We start from the raw sequence: 16,055 nt of genomic DNA on the forward strand, positions 1-16,055 counted from the left end.
CGCTCACGGCGTCGCGTTGTCGAGGATGCCGAAGAAGGTCAGGAACGTGACGCCGCTGGTGACGAGCAGGGCGACGACAACCAGGAGCACGAGGACCTTCGCCCACCATTCGAGCTTGACCAGCGGATCGGTATGGCCAGGTGCGCTGCGAGGCGTCTCGATCGTACCCGCGAAGTGCAGCTCGCCGCGGTCGAGGCTGAACGTCATGACGTCGGCCAGGCCGACCTGGCCGCCGCCGGCGATGTCGCCGGTGCTGAGGTCGAGCAGGAGCCAGGACGCGGTGCCGGCGCTGAGGAACCGCAGCAGTCCGGCGGTGCCGAGGATCGAACGGCGGGTGACGGTGTCGGCGGCGATCGCGTCGAGGTTCGCGTAGAGCACGTGGGTGACCGCGCCGGCGCCGGTGACGGCCGGGGCGAAACGCTCCCGGCGGACGGCGACGAGCAAGGGCGCCTCACCACCGGCCGCAGGCTGGGACAGAGCGCTGACGGCGGCGTCGACGTCCGCGATCACCTGGGCCGCCTGCGCGGCGAACGACTGCGCGGGGGCCGCCGCTCGCTCCAGGGCCACGGTGCGATGTGCGGCAGCGGCCGCCACGTCGTGCAATTGCTCGATCGCCGCAGTGGTTTTCGCATCCGCGACCGCAGCCGTCCAGGCCTGTTCCAAGCGGACGGCCCGGGCTCTGAGGTCGGCCAGTTCGCCCGGCACCGGCGCGAGGCGGAGCTGCAGTCGCGACAGAGCCCGCAGCGCCTGGTCGCGGGCGGTCAGCACTGCCTGGAGCCGGTCCATGGTCGGTGAGGTGCGCACGGCGGTGAACCCGTCGACCTCCGCCGCGACATCGGGTTGACCCGTGTCCGGCGCGCCGGCACGGTCGGCCGAAGCGACCGGAGGCGGATCGGCGATGTGGGCCGCGACCAGTGTGGACAGTTCCGACGGGGCAGCGGCGACGCGACTCGCGGTGAGGGTGTAATCGGTGCGAAGCAGACCGAGAAGATCCAGTGCCGCGCCGAATGGATTCATCGGGTTCGCTCCGCCCGGGCCGGGCGACTCGTCGGGTTTGGCGCCGGCGCTGGTCGGCTCAGTGCCGACCCGCGGACCGGCATACCGGTGCTGGCCGTGGGCGGCTCGGGCGTGATCGTGCGCCTCGAGCGCCGCGGCGAAGGCCGTCGTAACCGTGCCGGTCTGGGTGCTCAGCGCAGTGAGCTGCCGATGCAGCCGGTCGAGGATGTCGCGGACCTGGCGAGCGGTCCACGTGGCCGGCAGCAGTGCCCGGTCCTCGACCACGAGGACACGCGCCGCTTGCCGGGACTTGCGCAGGTGGCCGGTGACCCCGGCGGCGATGTGCCGGGCGGCCGCGTCGATGACCTGATGGGCGCGCCACGGCCCGAAGGCACCGGCGGTGTCGCCGAGCGTCACGGTTCCTTTCGGCGCGTCGGCGACGGCCGGGACCAGACGGCCGAGGGCGCCCGCATCGGTGTCCGCGGCGCTCTGCCGGGCGGTGGCGATCGCCGCGCGCAGCTTCGCTTTCTCGGCGTCCAGCTGGAGCTGCCGACCTTCCGCGTCGAGCTTGATGGGGGCCGCCGCGGCCGGGTCGTCGCCTGCCGTCATCGCTGCACCAACTTTCCGTGCCCGGGTGGACCTCCGGTGCACTGTCATGTCACTCAACGCGGGCCGCACCCGGAACGGGGTCGGCCGGCCGTGCGACCCGAGTCACCAGAACAGCGGTCGATGTCCGCCGTTCGGGTCGACGAGCTGCGGGACCTCGCCGTGCTGACGTGCTCCGCGCCGCTGCCCTCGTCCGTGCCGGCCCTGATGGACTCCGGTTCCGTCGCCGCCGGAACCGAGGTCGCGGTGACCGGCGTCGCGGAGTTCACGAACGCGATCCCGTACGAGTACACGAGCACGACCGGAGTGTGGCAGGTCGTCGTGGCCATCGCCGCCCCGGACACGGGCGGCAGGCCGGAGCTAGACTACGAACGGGAGCTCGCCGCGGTCCTGTCCGCCGTCCAGGCCGCCCGGCAGGACGCCGCCGACGTGCGGCCGGCAGGACGCCGCCGACGTGCGGATCGTGCCGTTCGCGACCACCGCCGCCCTCCGGGCCGCACTCGACGGCGGCGGCATCCACGTGCTGCACGTCTCCGCGCACGGCGAGCCCGGTACACCGACGTCGCCGGCCAGGAACAGCAGCAGTCGTTCGCCGCCGGGCTCACCGCGGCCGGCGCCACCGCCGGCATCGTCCTGCACGGCATCGGCGGCGTCGGCAAGACCACCCTCGCGACCGAGGTCATCCGCCGGTACCGCGACCACGTCCCGGCCCTCCAGGTCGTCACCGGCGCGGGCCAGCTCAACGTCGACAGCGTCCTCACCGCGACCAGCAGTCCCGCAGCATCTTCGAGCAACTCGGCGACCAGCCTGTATCGCGAAAAAATAACCATCAGCTCGGCGTCGTCGCCCATCTGGAGGGCGACTATCTCAAAGCCGAACGCCGCGTCCGGCGCGACGAGGCCTTCGCCCACCACGCCCAGGAGCACCTCGATCCGGACTCCTACGAGAACCTCATCTCCATCTTGGATCGATACAGCGACACCAACGCTTGAGTCGGGTCAGCGGCGTTTGGGGACGTGGCGGCGGTATTCGCTGACCGTTGGGTCGCCCGTCAGCCAGAAGCGCCACGGCACGTCGAGGGCGCCCGTCACGCCGACGCGCGGGCCGGTCGTGATGTTGGCGACGGGTGAGGGCGGTGGCGTCAAGTAGTCGTCCAGCAGGTAGGTGCCGTAGAAGTCGCGGCCGATGTCCAGCGCCGAACACAGCCGCGCCGGCCCCCGCGCCAGCTCCGCATCGGTGCGAGCGGCCGGCCGCCGTGCGTGCGCCACGTCCAGGCCGGAGACGACCGAGCCGGCCCGCAGGAGGACGGCCGACGCCACGCCCTCCACGCCCGTGACGATGTTCATGCAGTAGTGCATGCCGTAGGTGAAGTACACGTACGCGTATCCGGCCGGGCCGAACATGACCGTGTTGCGGGGGGTGCGGCCGCGGTGGGCGTGGGAGGCCGGGTCCTCGCCGGTGCCCGAGTAGGCCTCGACCTCCGTGATCCGGATGGTCACGTCGTTGACGGTCAGGTGGCAGCCCAGCAAGGAACGGGCGGCCTGGTCGACCGGGCCGGTCAGGACGTCGAAGAAGCTCATGCCGTGATCAGGCCGATGCGGTGGACCAGGTCGTCGACGGCCCGTTCGATGGGTGGCATCGGGAAGCCGGGGACGAACTGGCGCATGACCACGGCGCCGTGCATCGAGGTCCACAGGGTGGTGGCGTCGGCGAACGGGTCGGTGCTGGTGGAGCGGCCCGCGGCCACGCATTCGCGGAGGGCGTCGACCAGGACGGTGAAGGCTTCGAGGCGGCGGCGCCAGACTTCGGGGAGGTCGGCCAGGGCGGCGACGCTTTCCAAGGTCGGGCGGCCGGTTCGCTGACGGCCGAACAGGACGCGGTAGCGGGCCGGGTCGTCCATGCCGAAGCGGGCGTACGCCTGGCAGCCGGCGACCAGCCGCTCGACCGGGTCGGCGACGTCCTCGGCCGAGGTGAGGACGATGCCGCGGAGGCGTTCGAAGGCGATGTCCAGGACCGCTTCGAGGATCGCGTCGCGGTCGGCGAAGTGGGTGTAGATCGACGGGGCGGAGATGCCGGCCTCGCGGGCCACCGAGCGCAGGGTCAGGGCCTCTTCGTTGCCCTCGCGCTCCAGGACGCGCTCGGCCGCGGCCACGATCTCGTCACGCAGGAGGGCGCCCTCGCCACGGCGGTTGCGGGTCCGGCCGGTGGCCGAACCCGCAGCTTCCGACTTCATGACACCCATCATGCCGTCTGGGCGGCGAGCTCACGCGCGGGGACCGGGGCATCGGCCGGGCGGGCCGGGCGAACCACCAGCACCAAAACCGCCATGACCAGGGCGAGACCGGCCGCGAGCAGGGAGCCGCGGGACATGGCGTCGGTGAACGCCTGGTCGGCCACCGCGATGACGTGCTGTCCCTGCGCCGCCGGCAGTGTCGCGGCGAAGCCGTGGGCGGTGGGCAGGTCGGTGCCGGCCGGGCCGAGGTCGGTGCCGACGGAGGAGCGGTAGGCCGAGGAGACCACGGTTCCTAGGACGGCGATGCCCAGGACGCCGCCGAGCTCGCGGATCACGCTGTTGAGGGCGCTGGCCATCGAGGCGAACTGGGGCGGGACGGAGCCGCTGATCTGCAGGCTGGCCGGGGCCATCATCATGCCCATGCCGAGGCCGATGATCCCGGTGCCGACGGCGACCTGCCAAAACTCGGTGTGCACGCCGGTCGCGGCCAGGACCAGCAGGCCGGCGGTGGCCAGGAACAGGCCGAGGGCGAGGGTGCCGCGGGTGCCGAGGCGGCGGGTGATCAGCGGGGAGGTGGCCGACGTGGTGGCCATCGCGACGGCGAAGGGCATCGCCCCGAGGCCGGCCACGAGGGGGCTGTAGCCGTGGACCAATTGGAGGTACTGCGAAAGCTCGAACAAGGTCCCGAAGAGCACGAAGAACACCACGGCGAGGGACAGGGCCGCGACCGCGAAGGTCCGGTTCGCGAACAGGTCCAGCCGCACGAGCGGCGAGGCGGCCCGGCGCTGCCAGATGACGAACGCGACCAGCAGGAGCAGCGAAGCACCGAACTCGGCCAGGGTCACGGTGTCGGCCCAGCCACGGGTCGGGGCCTGGATGACGGCGTCGACCAGAGCCGCGACCGCGGCCGTGGACAGCAGCGCACCGAGCAGGTCGAGGCGGCCGCCGCGGACCACGGGGATCGACGGGACCAGGGCGAACACGGCGCCGACGGCGAAGGCGACCAGCGGCACGTTGATCCAGAACGCGCTGCTCCACGAGAAGTGCTCGAGCAGGGCACCGCCGGTGACGGGGCCGATGAGCACGCCGATGCCGGCCGCCGCCGACCAGGCGCCGAACGCCTTGGGGCGCTCGTGGGCCGGGAAGATCCGCACGATGATCGCGAGCGTGGCCGGCATGACGAAGGCCGCGCCCAGGCCCATCACCGCGCGCCAGGCGATGAGCTGGCCGGGCGAGTCGGACAGGGCCGCGATCGCGGAGCCGCCGCCGAAGACGACCAGGCCGCCGAGCAGGGCGGTGCGGGAGCCGAGGCGGGCGCCGAGGGTGCCGGCCAGGATCAGGGCCGAGGCGAAGACCAGGGTGTACGCGTCCGTGATCCACTGCAGATCCGAGGTGCTCGCCTTGAGGGCGTGTGCCAGGGACGGCAGCGCGGTGTTGAGCACGGAGTTGTCGAGGGTGACGGCGACGAGCGTCAGGCTGAGCACCGCGAGAGCGGCCCAGCGACGCGGGTGGGCCGGTTCGGCCAAAGAAGAAGACTCAACCAACGAAGGAGACATGCCAAAGCTCCCTTACGGACGTTTGTTTACGTCCGTAAGGTTAGACCCGTCAGCTAACGCTTGTAAAGTTAATCCACTCTGTTTCCGTCGTCACAGCGTCCAGGGCGTCGCGCAACGGCTCCACGCCGATGCCAGGGCCGGTCGGAACCGTCACGTGGCCGTCCTTGAGCACGAACGGCTCGGTGATGTCCTGGGCGTAGTACCGGTCCGACGCCGACGTGTCCCCCGGCAGCGTGAACCCCGGCAGTGCCGCGAGCGCGATATTGGCGGCCCGGCCCAGTCCCGTCTCCAGCATCCCGCCCGCCCAGACGGCCACCCCGGCGGCCGCGCACACGTCGTGGATGCGCCGGGCTTCCAAGTACCCCCCGACGCGCCCTGGTTTGATATTGACGATCCGGCACGCGCCCAGAGCGATCGCGTCGGCCGCGGCCCGGGCATTGACAATCGACTCGTCGAGGCAGATCGGGGTGCGGATCAGCTCGGCCAGCCGGGCGTGCCCGCGGATGTCGTCCTCCGGCAGCGGCTGCTCGATGAGCAGCAGGCCGAACGGGTCGAGCCGGGCCAGCTGGGCGGCGTCCTGCAGGGTGTACGCCGTGTTGGCGTCGACCTGCAGCAGGACGTCGTCGCCGAAGCGCTCACGGACGGCCCGGACCGGCTCGACGTCCCAGCCTGGCTCGATCTTGAGCTTGATGCGCAGGTAGCCGGCTTCGAGGTACCCCCCGACGGCCTCCAAAAGGGCGGGGATGGAGTCCATGATGCCGACCGAGACACCGGCCGGGACCTGCTCCTTCACCGCCCCGAGGAACGCACCCAGCGGCAGGCCGGCCGCGCGCAGGTGCGCGTCGAGGACGGCCGTCTGCACCGCCGCCTTGGCCATCGGGTGGCCCTTCAGCGGCTCGAAGAGCGGCTCGAGCTGGAACACGTGGCCGTCGAAGCGGCGCAGGAGCGGGATGAGGTACCGCTTGATGAACGCCTGCGCACCGTCGACGTACTCGGGCGAGTAGAACGGCCCGCTCAGCGCCACGCACTCGCCCCAGCCCTCGGCCGCGGCCGTGACCGCGCGCACGAGCAGCACGTCGCGCGCGTGCTCGGTGCCGAACGAGGTCCGGAACGGCGATACCAGCGGCATCGCGATCCGGCGCAGCTCGATGCCCTGGAGACGTCCGGTCATGATGCGCGCTCCAGCAGGTAGTGGCCGTCCCGGGTCATGCCGGCGATGCGGTAGCCGGCGGCGAGCCGGCTCATGAGCGCGTCCCGCACGGCAACGCGCCAGGCCAGGGCGGCGTCCCGGTCGACGGCTCGGAGCTGTTCGGCGTCGACGGGGACGGCTACTGACAAAATCCTTGAATCAGACATATCGCACAGCTTCGGATGGCGGTCGTCGGTGCGAGACACCAGTGGCACCGCGTCGGCCGGTGCCGCCGGCTGGGTCCGCGGTCGGTCGAGGCGCCAGACGACGAGGATCCGGTCGGTGAGGTCGCCCGCGTTGATGCCGTCGGTCATCGCACCGTAGAACTCCGGCAGGTACTCGGCCGCCGATGCGCCGAGCTTCTGCAGGTTGAAGTAGGCGTTGCGCAGGATCAGCGGGTCGTAGGTCCAGTGCACCTCGTCCACCCCGCGGGCCAGGGTCCAGGCCCGCTGGTGCATCTTCAGCGCGTAGCCGACGCCGTGGCCGTGCCCGTCCCGCTCGACGCCGGCCAGGTGCGAGTGCAGGTGGGTGTGCTCGCCGTGGCGGCCCCAGAAGCCGACCGAGGCCCCGACCAGCGCGGCGCCGCGGTAGGCGCCGGCCACGTAGTTGCCCGAGTGGACGTAGGTGCGCAGCATCGACGGCGAGCAGATCTCGGCCGGGTGCTCGGCCCGCCAGACCCGCTGCAGCAGCGCCGAGCACTCGGCCAGCTCGGCCGCCCCGGTCAGCTCGACCACCTTGACCCCGATGCGGTCGGCGGCGGCCGCGGCCTCCGTCCAGGCGTCCATCACTCGGCCCGGCCGATGGTGGCGGCGAGGGTGCTGACCAGTGCGGCCCGGTCGTGCAGGCTGGAAACCTCGATCCACTCCCCTTCGGCGTGGGCGTTGCCGCCGATCGCGCCGAGCCCGTCGAGGGTCCGCACGCCGATCCCGGCGGTGAGGTTGCCGTCGGAGCCGCCACCGACCGCCTCGCCCGGGAAGTCGACCCCCATCAGGCGCTGGGCCAGGGCGAACAGCTCGGTCGCGGCCGTCTCCGGCATCGCCGGACGGGCCGGGCCGGCCTCGATGTCGAGCCGGGCGCCCTCCAGGACGGGCTCCAGCGCGCGCAGGGCGGCGTCGACCCGCCGCAGCTCGCCCTGGTCGAACGAGCGCACGTCGACGCTGACCCGGGCCGCGGCGGGGATGGTGTTGCTGGTGGTGCCGGCGACGGCGTCGGTCGGCGAGACCGTGGTGCCGCGCTGCGGGTCGGCCAGCTCCGCGATCCGCAGGATCTGGTGGGAAAGCTCGACGCCGGCGTTGATGCCCAGGTGCGGCGCGTTGCCGGCGTGCGCGGCCCGGCCGGTGACCCGCACCGAGTAGTGCGCGATGCCCTTGCGGGCCACTTTGAGCCGGCCCTGCGAGCTGCCCTCCAGGACCAGTGCGCCGGCGGCGCCGCGGGCGGTGTCCTGGATCAGCTCGGTCGAGGTCGGCGAGCCGATCTCCTCATCGGCGTTGACGATCACGGCCACGCCGTCGAGGTCGTCGCAGGCGGCGAGGGCGTGGAACAGCACGACCAAACCGCCCTTCATGTCGACCACGCCGGGGCCGGTGGCCCGGTCGCCGTCGACGCTGAAGGGCCAGCGGGCCAGGGTGCCGCGCGGCCACACCGTGTCGTGGTGGCCGATGAGCACGACCCGGGCCGGCCCGGCGCCGAAGCGCCAGCGCAGGTGGGGCCGGTCGGCGACGACCACCCGCTCGGGGGCCTGGCCGGTACAGCGGGTGCCGAGCGCGGCGACCACGTCGGCGCTGCGGGCCAGGGCGTCCGGGTCGGACGACGGGGACTCGACTTCGATGAGCTCGGCCAGATCGTCAAGCATCCGAGGTGCGGCGGCCGCCAGGTGCGCCCGTAAGGAGGAAAGCGCCGTCATCCCCTCACGGTAGCGGGCGCCGCGCCCGGAAGCTTGGCTCGCACCACAGCCGCCTGCGCCGGATCGAACTCGTCGAGGATCTCGGCGCTGCGCTTCCAGGCGTCGGCGGCCGCGACCGCGTCCCCGAGGTCGGCCTGGGCGTCGCCCAGGTGGCACAGCACGCAGGCCTCGCCGGAGCGGTCGCCGAGCTCGCGGTAGGCCCGCAGCGCATGCCCGTAGCAGGCGACGGCCTGGCGCGGGTCGCCGAGCCGGTGATGCGCGTAGCCGACCGCGTCCCAGGTGCCGGCCTCCCCGTGCCGGTCACCGACCTCGCGGTTCTCGACCAGGGCGTCCCGGCAACGGCGCAGGGCGCGCTCGTACTCCCCCAGCTGCCCCATGATCCAGCCGGTCGCATTGAGGGCACGGGCCCGCCACAGCTTGTCACCGAGCCGCTCGAACAGGGCCAGGGCCTGCTCGCTGTGGCTCAGGGCCTCGCGGTATCGCCGCTGCGCGTGCTGCAGCCAGCCCAGCTGGTAGTGCGCGCGGGCCAGCCCCGGCGCGTCGTCGAGCTGCTCGAAGAGCGACAGGGCGGTCCAGAGGTACTGGTGGGCCTCGTCGAACCGGCCGATCCGGGCGTAGACCTGGCCCAGCTCGCACGACGCCGCCCCCTGCCCCGGCCGGTCGCCGAGCCGGCGCAGGGCCCGCAGCGCCGCTTCCTGGGTGGCGACGAGCTCCGGCCACTGCCCGTGCCAGTCCAGGAACGTCGTCAGCGCCGCCGCCAGCCGCCAGGTGTGCTCGTCGAGGCCCAGCTCGGCGGCGAGGCGGACGGCGGCCAGCAGCGAGCGGTGCTCGTCGTCGAACCACGCCTGGGCCTCCTCCCGCGGCGGGGCCGGGACCGCGATCGCCGGGTGGCGGGCCGCCCGCGGCACCGGGTCGCGGGCCGGGTCGAGCCGCTGCGCCGCCGCCTGCGCGGTCGCGACATAGTGCTCCAGCAGCCGGTCGACGGCGGCCGCCCGCCCGGCCTCGGCGTCGGCGGTCTCGACGAGCTCCGTCGCATAAGCCCGGAGCAGATCATGGAAGGTGTACCGCCCTGGGCGCTGCTCCACCACGAGCCCGGCCCGGTCCAGCTCGGCCAGGCTCGTGCGGGCCTGCCGACCGGGGACGCCGGCCAGGCTCGCCACCGCTCCGATGCCGAGGTCCGGGCCGGGGCCGAGACTCATCCGGCGCAGCACCGCGGCCGCGGCCGGGCTCAGCGCGCGATACGACCAGGAGAAGACGGCCCGCACGTCCGACGCCGGGTCGGTGCCGGCGACCGCGTCCAGGGACTTCTCGTAGGACCCGAGCTCGTCGGCGAACGCGGACAGCGGCAGCTCGGGCCGGGTGGCGGCGCGGCCGGCGACGACGGCCAGGGCGATCGGCAGGCGGGCGCAGCGGGCCGCGATCCGCTCGACCGCGTCCGGCTCGGCCGCGACCCGCCGCGCCCCCAGCCGGCTGATCAGCAGGTCCCGGGCCTCGCCGTCGGTGAGCAGGTCGACCGGCACCGGCACCGCGCCCTCGATCGCGACCAGCGACGTCAGCGAGTCGCGGCTGGTGACGACGACCAGGCAGCCGGGCGCGGCCGGCAGCAACGGCCGGACCTGCTCGGCGTCGCGGGCGTTGTCCAGCAGGATCAACACCCGCCGGCCGGCGAGCTGGCTGCGCAGCAGCGCGGAGAGCCCGGCGAGGTCGGCCGGGATCCGCTCGGCCGGCACCCCCAGCGCGTCGAGGAAGCCGCGCACGGCGTCGGCCGGCGGCATCGGGGTGTCGGCGGGGTCGAAGCCGCGCAGGTTGACGTACAGCTGCCCGTCGGGGAACCGGTCGGCCACCCGGTGCGCCCAGTGCACGGCGAGGGCGGACTTCCCGACCCCGGCCGTGCCGGAGACCACGGCGACGAACACGGCACTGCCGGGCGGGGTCCACTCCGCGGGCAGCAGCGCATCGAGCCGCGCCAGCTGCCCGTCCCGGCCGGCGAACGTGCGAACCGCCAAAGGAATCTGCGCCGGTACTGTCGCCCGGGGCACCGGCGGCGGCTCGACCGTCGGCACCGGGACCTCGATCCGCTGGACGGGCGCGTCGAGGTGCTCGTCCTGGCGCAGCATCGCCGACTCGAGCTCGCGCAGCGCCGGCCCGGGCTCGATGCCGAGGTCGTCGCGCAGTGTGCGGCGCAGGCGCTGGAACGTGCTCAGCGCGTCGGCCTGGCGGCCCATGCGATACAGCGCGAGCATGAGCTGCCCGTGCAGCTGCTCGTCGAACGGGTGCTCGCGGGTCAGCTGCTCCAGCTCCGGCAGCAGCTGGGCGTGGTGGCCGAGGCCGAGCCGGGCCGCCAGCAGCGCCCGCTTGCCCTGCAGCCACAGCTGCCCGAGCCGCTCCGCCTGCTCCTCCAGCCAGGTCACGCCGGTCGCGTCGGCCATCGGCTGCCCGCGCCACAGGTCCAGGGCGCGCTGCAGATCGCGGGCCCGGGCGGCGTCGTCACCGTCGCGCAGCCCGGCCCCGATGAGCCGCTCGGCGACGGCGACGTCGGTCCCGTCGGGGCCGACGTCGAGCACATACCCCGGCGGCCGGGAACGCACTGCCGCCTTGTCGGACAATGTCCGACGTAAATACGACAGGTGACTCTGCAGGGCGTTGACGGCATTGGGCGGCGCGGCGCCGTCCCACACCAGCTCGACCAGGCGGCCGGTGCTCACCACCTCGCCGGCGTGCAGGCCGAGGATGGCCAGCACCGCCTTGCGGCGCAACCCCTGCACCGCCCGGGCCTCGCCGCCGACCACCACATCGATAGGTCCCAGTAGCCGAACCCGCACTGGCTGCCCCCCAACTGCGCGATTCGCGTCGAAACGATACACCGCGAGGGGGTTTGCGGGTGCTGACTATCTTGGGGGCATGGCGCAGCAGGCGAAATACGACCGCCGGGAGCAGTACGACCAGATCGCGTCGGGGCTGCTGCCGGGTGAGACCATTATCGCCGTCTATGACGCGGTGGGGGTCGGCACCGGCTTCATCGGCCTCACCGACAAGCGGGTCATCCTGCAGGACCGCTCGTTCGTCGGGAAGCGGGTCGCGATCACGTCGATCCCCTACGGCAAGGTGACCGCGGTCTCCGTCGTCAGCAACAAGTCGTGGGCGGGGAGCTTCTTCAGCAGCGGTACCATCGCCGTGCACGTCGGCACACACACGTACGAAGTGGACGTTCGCGGTGTCGAGAAGACACAGCACATCCACAACGTGATCCTGCACTACTCCGCCCGTTAAGCCCCCCGCTCCTCCGGAGGACCCCCGTTGCCGATCCTGTTTCGCAAGGCACTGCGCCTCGGACCACTGATCCTGAACTTCACCCCGAAGGGCTTCTCCTCGTGGTCACTGAAGATCGGCAAGTGGTCGTGGAACTCCAAGACTCGTGCCCACCGCTATGACCTGCCGGGCCCCTTCTCCTGGCGCAGCAAGGGCAAGCGTTCATAACTGACGGGGTGGCCGCCATCGCAGCGGCCACCCTTTTCGTTTCACTGCACCTGAGTCGGTACCGCCGCGATATGTAGCGAGACGATCGGCAGGGCGCGCGGGTCGAGGCTCCACTCGGCCGCGGTGCGGAACACGTCGTTCTCGTCGATGAGCGCGTCCTCGTCGGACATGCTCACGTCCGCGCCGTAGGCCCGGGCCCAGCGGTGCATCACCAGGCTCCGGTCGGTCGCGAAGTATTGCACCTCGGCCCCGAGCCGCATCGACAGCGCCGCGATGCCGTTCCAGCGGAACAGCCACTTCCCCGCCACCAGGCACCACTTGTCGACGACCGCGACCACCACCCGGTCGTCGGTGAAGTGCGCCAGGTCGAGCCCCGTGCGCGGCTCCACCACGCCCAGGTCGCGCAGCTCCAGTGCATCCATCACGTGCGCCCACTCGGCCGCCACGGCCAGCCACGCCATCTTCGGCCCGAAGCCCGTCGTCCTCACGCGGACAAAGATAACCCTTGACACCCGGGTTCGTCGGTTGCATGGTTAGTTACATGAGTAATGAACCCCCGAACCTCACGCCGGGTGGTCGTGATGGATGAGGGGCGGCCGATCTTTCTCCAGATCGCGGAGCAGATCGAAAACTCGATCATCGACGGCAGCCTGGCCGAGGAGGCCCAGGTCCCCTCGACGAACGAGCTCGCCGCCTTCCACCGCATCAACCCGGCCACCGCCGCCAAGGGCGTCAACCAGCTCGTCGACGACGGCACCCTCTACAAGAAGCGAGGCATCGGCATGTTCGTCTCCCCCGGCGCGCAGGCCAAGCTCCGGCAGCGGCGGCGCGACCAGTTCACCGAGCAGTACCTCCAGCCGCTGTTCGCCGAGGCGGCGAAGCTCGGCATCCAGGGCGTCGAACTGCGGGCCATGATCGAGCACTACCTGACCAAGGAGCAGTCATGAGCACGGTCGTCCGCGCCGACGGGGTCACGAAGCGCTTCCGCGGTGTCACGGCCCTCGACGGGGTCAGCTTCGAGCTGCGGCGCAACGGCATCTACGGCCTGCTGGGCCGCAACGGCGCCGGCAAGACCACCCTGATGCAGGTCCTGACCGGGCAGCAGATCGCCTCGGCCGGCTCCGTCGAGATCTTCGGCGGCCACCCCTACGAGAACGCGGCCGTCCTCGGTGAGGTCGCGTTCATCAAGGAGAGCCAGCGGTACCCGGACAACTTCCGCGTCCGCGACGCACTCACGGCCGGCCGGCTGCTGTTCCGCTACTGGGACGAGGCCTTCGCCCGGTCCCTGGTGCGCGACTTCGACCTGCCGGTCAAGCGCACCGTCAAGAAGCTCTCCCGCGGCCAGACGTCGGCCCTCGGCGTGATCCTGGGCCTGGCGGCGCGGGCCCCGCTCACGTTCTTCGACGAGCCGTACCTCGGCCTCGACGCGGTCGCCCGGCAGCTGTTCTACGACCGCCTCCTGGCCGACTACGCCGAGTTTCCGCGCACGATCGTGCTCTCCACGCACCTCATCGACGAGGTCGCCGACCTGATCGAGCACGTCCTGCTCATCGAGCGCGGCCGGCTGGTCCTCAACGAGAGCGCCGAGTCCCTCCGCGGCCAGGTCATGACCCTGACCGGCCCCTCCACCGCGGTCGACGCCCTGACCGCCAACTCCGACGAGTTGCACCGCGAGCGCCTCGGCAACCTGACCCGGGCCACGATCCGCGGCCGCATCGAGCCGGGCGCCGCCCGCGCCGCCGGTGTCGAGCTCCAGCCCGTCTCCCTGCAGCAACTGGTCGTCCGCATCACCACCGCCGCCGTCGAGAAGGAGCCCGTGCCGTGAACCGCATCGTCTCGATCGCGCGCCTGCAGACCCTTGGCCGCCTCGACGCCCTGGCCTGGCCCGTCGGCGTGCTGATGATCGCCTTCGCGATCAACATCATCATCTTCGCCAGCCTCCCGCACGGCGCCCTGGAGACCGACCCCATCAGCGGCGCCCTGGCCAGCATCTACATCACCTGCCTGGCCTTCGGCGCGGTGGCCGTGAACCAGCACTTCCCGCTCGCCCTGGGCCTGAGCGTGACCCGCCGCGACTTCACCCTGGGCCTGTCCCTGTTCGCGGTCATCCAGGTCGTCGCCTACGCCGTGTTCCTGATCATCATGCAGTCGATCGAGGACGCCACCGACGGTTGGGGCCTGCACCTGCGCTTCTTCGGGCTGGGCTTCATCCAGGACTACTCGCTCCCGGTCCAGTTCGCCGTCTACGCCGTCCCGATGCTGGCCATGACCCTGTTCGGCACGACCGCCGGCGCCCTGTACATGCGCTGGCGGGCCACGGGCCTGCTCACCACGCTCACGCTCGTCCTGCTGGCCCTGGGCGGCGCCGCGGCCTTGATCGGCCACTACGGCCGGTGGGAGGCGGTCGGCCACTGGTTCATGCACACCAGCCTGGTGGCCCTGACCGCCGGCTGGCCGCTGGTCCTGGTCGCGGTGCTGGGCGCCGCCTCCTGGCTCTCCCTGCGCCACGCCACACCGTGACCTTCGCTCAGGGCCGCAGGATCAGCTTCCCGGTGGTGTGCCCGGCCTCGCCGACCTCATGGGCCCGCGCCGCCTCGGCCAGCGGAAACACCTGATCGACGAGGACCCGTAGCTCCTCCTCCAACGCATGGGCGGCCAGCACGTCCAGCCCCGCCCGGTCCGGCTCGACCAGCAACAGGACGCCCTCGACGTCAACGACGTCCTGGGCGTCCTCGCTGTTGAGGGCCACGATCAGCCCCTCGGGCCGCAGGGTCGCGGCGAGCTCGGCGATCTGCCCCGGAACGGTGGCGATAGCGATGTCGATATCCTGCAGGCCGGAGTAGTCCTCGGTGTGATGGTCGAGCATGAGGTCCGCCCCGAGCGACCGCACAAGATCATGCTTGCCCGCCGACGCCGTCCCGATCACGTACGCCCCCCGCATCTTGGCGATCTGCACCGCCAGATGCCCAACCCCACCAGCCGCCGCCGGCACGAGCACCCGCTGCCCCGGCAACACAGCCGCGGTTTCGACAAGCACCTGCAACGCCGTCAACCCGGCCAGCCCCAGCCCACCAGCCTCCTCGAACGTAAGATTCGGCGGCTTCCCCGTGAAATGCCGAGCCGGCCCGGTCACAAACTCCGCGTACGCCGCCGCCTCCTGCGGAAACCACGGCATCCCGAACACCTCATCGCCAACCGCGAACCGCGTGACCCCAACCCCGGTAGCGGCCACGATCCCCGCGACCTCCCACCCAACGGTGAACGGCGGCGACCCCAACGACCCACCACTCGTCCGAGTCTTCCAGTCGACCGCGTTCACCCCGATAGCGCGAGTCTCAACCAGGATCTCAGTAGGCCCGGGCGCAGGCACCTCAGCCTCGACAACCCGAAGCACCGAAGGGCCCCCAAGCACATCCTGCGTGATCTTCCGCATGCCCGAATTGTCCCAAAATCGCCACCCCACCACGCCAGAACCCACAACGAACCACAATCTCGATCTCTTTCGTCGCCGCAGGCGCCGCGGATCGTCACCACCGAATGCCGACCACGACGGACCCGCCGCCTTCCCACGGACCCTGCCACCGATCGGGTGACCAAATTCGCGGTCGCGCCCACGCAATCCGGTAGTTCCCATCGGCCGAGCGCACGTCTGCGGTGCTCCTCCAACCGGGATTCGACTTGCACCGCACAACGTGACGTCCCCGCGGGGGTGATACCGGAGTAGTGTGGTCCGGACCGTAGGTTGGTTACGGTTTGTTGGTTACGGTTCGTGAATGCACCGGCGGGTCCGTGGTGGTCATTATTCGGTGGTAACGTTTCGTGGGCGCCTGCGGCGACAAATGCAGGATTACGGTTTTTGGTTGACTGCGGCTGGTTTTAGCTTGGCTACGGTTGCGTACTGAGCGGCGATTGGTTTTGACGTCGGCTCTGCACGTTTTTGGCTCAAGCAGCCCGGGCGGCTTGCGTGGCGCTGGCGGCGATGGCAACGTGGCGGCCTCACCGGCAGCGGTCGGCACGGCAGCGGTCGGAGCTTCGTGGGTGGTCGGCGCGGCGGCGGTCCGAGCTTCGCGGGTGGCCAGCGCGGCGGCGGCCGGC

General features: G+C 71.7%; 16 protein-coding genes and 1 pseudogene. 5 read left to right on the plus strand and 12 right to left on the minus strand.

Annotated features, from left to right (window positions below):
* Positions 1 to 3: 3 nt before the first annotated feature.
* From ACIA8L_RS34325 to ACIA8L_RS34365, 9 genes are all read right to left on the minus strand, one after another.
* A complete protein-coding gene (locus tag ACIA8L_RS34325) occupies positions 4 to 1,605 on the minus strand; it encodes a hypothetical protein (RefSeq protein ID WP_395911000.1) in 1,602 nt (533 codons plus the stop codon).
* A 357-nt stretch (positions 1,606 to 1,962) separates the two neighbouring features.
* On the minus strand, positions 1,963 to 2,304 hold the full coding sequence (locus ACIA8L_RS34330) for a hypothetical protein (RefSeq protein ID WP_395911002.1): 342 nt from the start codon (positions 2,302 to 2,304) through the stop codon (positions 1,963 to 1,965).
* Between the two features lie 296 nt (positions 2,305 to 2,600).
* Positions 2,601 to 3,182: a DNA-3-methyladenine glycosylase gene (locus ACIA8L_RS34335; RefSeq protein ID WP_395911003.1), complete on the minus strand. Its 582-nt coding sequence runs from the start codon at positions 3,180 to 3,182 to the stop codon at positions 2,601 to 2,603.
* The gene (locus tag ACIA8L_RS34340; RefSeq protein ID WP_395911004.1) at positions 3,179 to 3,835 is read right to left on the minus strand and encodes a TetR/AcrR family transcriptional regulator; all 657 of its coding nucleotides are present in this window, start codon (positions 3,833 to 3,835) and stop codon (positions 3,179 to 3,181) included. Before ACIA8L_RS34340 ends, ACIA8L_RS34335 begins: the two co-directional genes overlap by 4 nt.
* 8 nt (positions 3,836 to 3,843) lie before the next feature.
* On the minus strand, positions 3,844 to 5,391 hold the full coding sequence (locus ACIA8L_RS34345) for an MFS transporter (protein WP_395911006.1): 1,548 nt from the start codon (positions 5,389 to 5,391) through the stop codon (positions 3,844 to 3,846).
* 49 nt (positions 5,392 to 5,440) lie between these two features.
* Entirely contained in the window at positions 5,441 to 6,562 is a 1,122-nt protein-coding gene (menC, locus tag ACIA8L_RS34350; RefSeq protein WP_395911008.1) for an o-succinylbenzoate synthase, read from the minus strand.
* Entirely contained in the window at positions 6,559 to 7,365 is an 807-nt protein-coding gene (locus tag ACIA8L_RS34355) for a GNAT family N-acetyltransferase (RefSeq protein ID WP_395911010.1), read from the minus strand. The genes menC and ACIA8L_RS34355 overlap by 4 nt, the downstream gene beginning before the upstream one ends.
* Positions 7,365 to 8,483 carry a M20 family metallopeptidase gene (locus ACIA8L_RS34360; protein WP_395911011.1) on the minus strand — a complete coding sequence of 373 codons (1,119 nt, stop codon included), beginning with the start codon at positions 8,481 to 8,483 and terminating at the stop codon, positions 7,365 to 7,367. The genes ACIA8L_RS34355 and ACIA8L_RS34360 overlap by 1 nt, the downstream gene beginning before the upstream one ends.
* On the minus strand, positions 8,480 to 11,305 hold the full coding sequence (locus ACIA8L_RS34365; protein WP_395911012.1) for a BTAD domain-containing putative transcriptional regulator: 2,826 nt from the start codon (positions 11,303 to 11,305) through the stop codon (positions 8,480 to 8,482). The genes ACIA8L_RS34360 and ACIA8L_RS34365 overlap by 4 nt, the downstream gene beginning before the upstream one ends.
* Positions 11,306 to 11,384: 79 nt before the next feature.
* On the opposite strand from ACIA8L_RS34365, the gene ACIA8L_RS34370 reads away from it, so the two are divergent.
* Positions 11,385 to 11,753, plus strand: a complete 369-nt coding sequence (locus ACIA8L_RS34370) for a PH domain-containing protein (protein WP_395911013.1) — start codon at positions 11,385 to 11,387, stop codon at positions 11,751 to 11,753.
* Between the two features lie 27 nt (positions 11,754 to 11,780).
* Positions 11,781 to 11,960 (plus strand): DUF4236 domain-containing protein, encoded by a 180-nt coding sequence (locus ACIA8L_RS34375; RefSeq protein ID WP_395911014.1) that lies wholly within the window; start codon positions 11,781 to 11,783, stop codon positions 11,958 to 11,960.
* A gap of 41 nt (positions 11,961 to 12,001) precedes the next feature.
* Here the strand turns inward: ACIA8L_RS34375 and ACIA8L_RS34380 are convergent, their stop codons facing one another.
* A complete protein-coding gene (locus tag ACIA8L_RS34380; RefSeq protein WP_395911015.1) occupies positions 12,002 to 12,448 on the minus strand; it encodes a hypothetical protein in 447 nt (148 codons plus the stop codon).
* Positions 12,449 to 12,541: 93 nt separating this feature from the next.
* Here ACIA8L_RS34380 and ACIA8L_RS34385 point away from each other — a divergent pair, with 93 nt between their 5' ends.
* From ACIA8L_RS34385 to ACIA8L_RS34395, 3 genes are read left to right on the plus strand one after another with little or no spacing between them, the layout of a single operon-like run.
* A complete protein-coding gene (locus tag ACIA8L_RS34385) occupies positions 12,542 to 12,907 on the plus strand; it encodes a GntR family transcriptional regulator (RefSeq protein ID WP_395911017.1) in 366 nt (121 codons plus the stop codon).
* Positions 12,904 to 13,785 carry an ABC transporter ATP-binding protein gene (locus ACIA8L_RS34390; protein ID WP_395911019.1) on the plus strand — a complete coding sequence of 294 codons (882 nt, stop codon included), beginning with the start codon at positions 12,904 to 12,906 and terminating at the stop codon, positions 13,783 to 13,785. Before ACIA8L_RS34385 ends, ACIA8L_RS34390 begins: the two co-directional genes overlap by 4 nt.
* Positions 13,782 to 14,480 (plus strand): hypothetical protein, encoded by a 699-nt coding sequence (locus ACIA8L_RS34395; protein WP_395911020.1) that lies wholly within the window; start codon positions 13,782 to 13,784, stop codon positions 14,478 to 14,480. The genes ACIA8L_RS34390 and ACIA8L_RS34395 overlap by 4 nt, the downstream gene beginning before the upstream one ends.
* A gap of 7 nt (positions 14,481 to 14,487) precedes the next feature.
* Here the strand turns inward: ACIA8L_RS34395 and ACIA8L_RS34400 are convergent, their stop codons facing one another.
* Positions 14,488 to 15,393: an NADP-dependent oxidoreductase gene (locus tag ACIA8L_RS34400; RefSeq protein ID WP_395911021.1), complete on the minus strand. Its 906-nt coding sequence runs from the start codon at positions 15,391 to 15,393 to the stop codon at positions 14,488 to 14,490.
* 313 nt (positions 15,394 to 15,706) lie between these two features.
* A pseudogene (locus ACIA8L_RS34405) lies at positions 15,707 to 16,055 on the minus strand (hypothetical protein); the annotation flags it as partial.

Origin of the sequence: Dactylosporangium sp. NPDC051541 (assembly GCF_044454505.1) — a bacterium.
In the GTDB taxonomy this organism is placed as follows: domain Bacteria; phylum Actinomycetota; class Actinomycetes; order Mycobacteriales; family Micromonosporaceae; genus Dactylosporangium.

What these genes read in the sequence shown, in the direction of transcription:
- ACIA8L_RS34325 (WP_395911000.1), bottom strand. Translation starts at nt 1,605, where the DNA reads ATGACGGCAGGCGACGACCCGGCCGCGGCGGCCCCCATCAAGCTCGAC.
- ACIA8L_RS34335 (WP_395911003.1), bottom strand. Translation starts at nt 3,182, where the DNA reads ATGAGCTTCTTCGACGTCCTGACCGGCCCGGTCGACCAGGCCGCCCGT.
- ACIA8L_RS34340 (WP_395911004.1), bottom strand. Translation starts at nt 3,835, where the DNA reads ATGAAGTCGGAAGCTGCGGGTTCGGCCACCGGCCGGACCCGCAACCGC.
- ACIA8L_RS34345 (WP_395911006.1), bottom strand. Translation starts at nt 5,391, where the DNA reads ATGTCTCCTTCGTTGGTTGAGTCTTCTTCTTTGGCCGAACCGGCCCAC.
- menC (WP_395911008.1), bottom strand. Translation starts at nt 6,562, where the DNA reads ATGACCGGACGTCTCCAGGGCATCGAGCTGCGCCGGATCGCGATGCCG.
- ACIA8L_RS34355 (WP_395911010.1), bottom strand. Translation starts at nt 7,365, where the DNA reads ATGGACGCCTGGACGGAGGCCGCGGCCGCCGCCGACCGCATCGGGGTC.
- ACIA8L_RS34360 (WP_395911011.1), bottom strand. Translation starts at nt 8,483, where the DNA reads ATGACGGCGCTTTCCTCCTTACGGGCGCACCTGGCGGCCGCCGCACCT.
- ACIA8L_RS34370 (WP_395911013.1), top strand. Translation starts at nt 11,385, where the DNA reads ATGGCGCAGCAGGCGAAATACGACCGCCGGGAGCAGTACGACCAGATC.
- ACIA8L_RS34385 (WP_395911017.1), top strand. Translation starts at nt 12,542, where the DNA reads ATGGATGAGGGGCGGCCGATCTTTCTCCAGATCGCGGAGCAGATCGAA.
- ACIA8L_RS34390 (WP_395911019.1), top strand. Translation starts at nt 12,904, where the DNA reads ATGAGCACGGTCGTCCGCGCCGACGGGGTCACGAAGCGCTTCCGCGGT.
- ACIA8L_RS34400 (WP_395911021.1), bottom strand. Translation starts at nt 15,393, where the DNA reads ATGCGGAAGATCACGCAGGATGTGCTTGGGGGCCCTTCGGTGCTTCGG.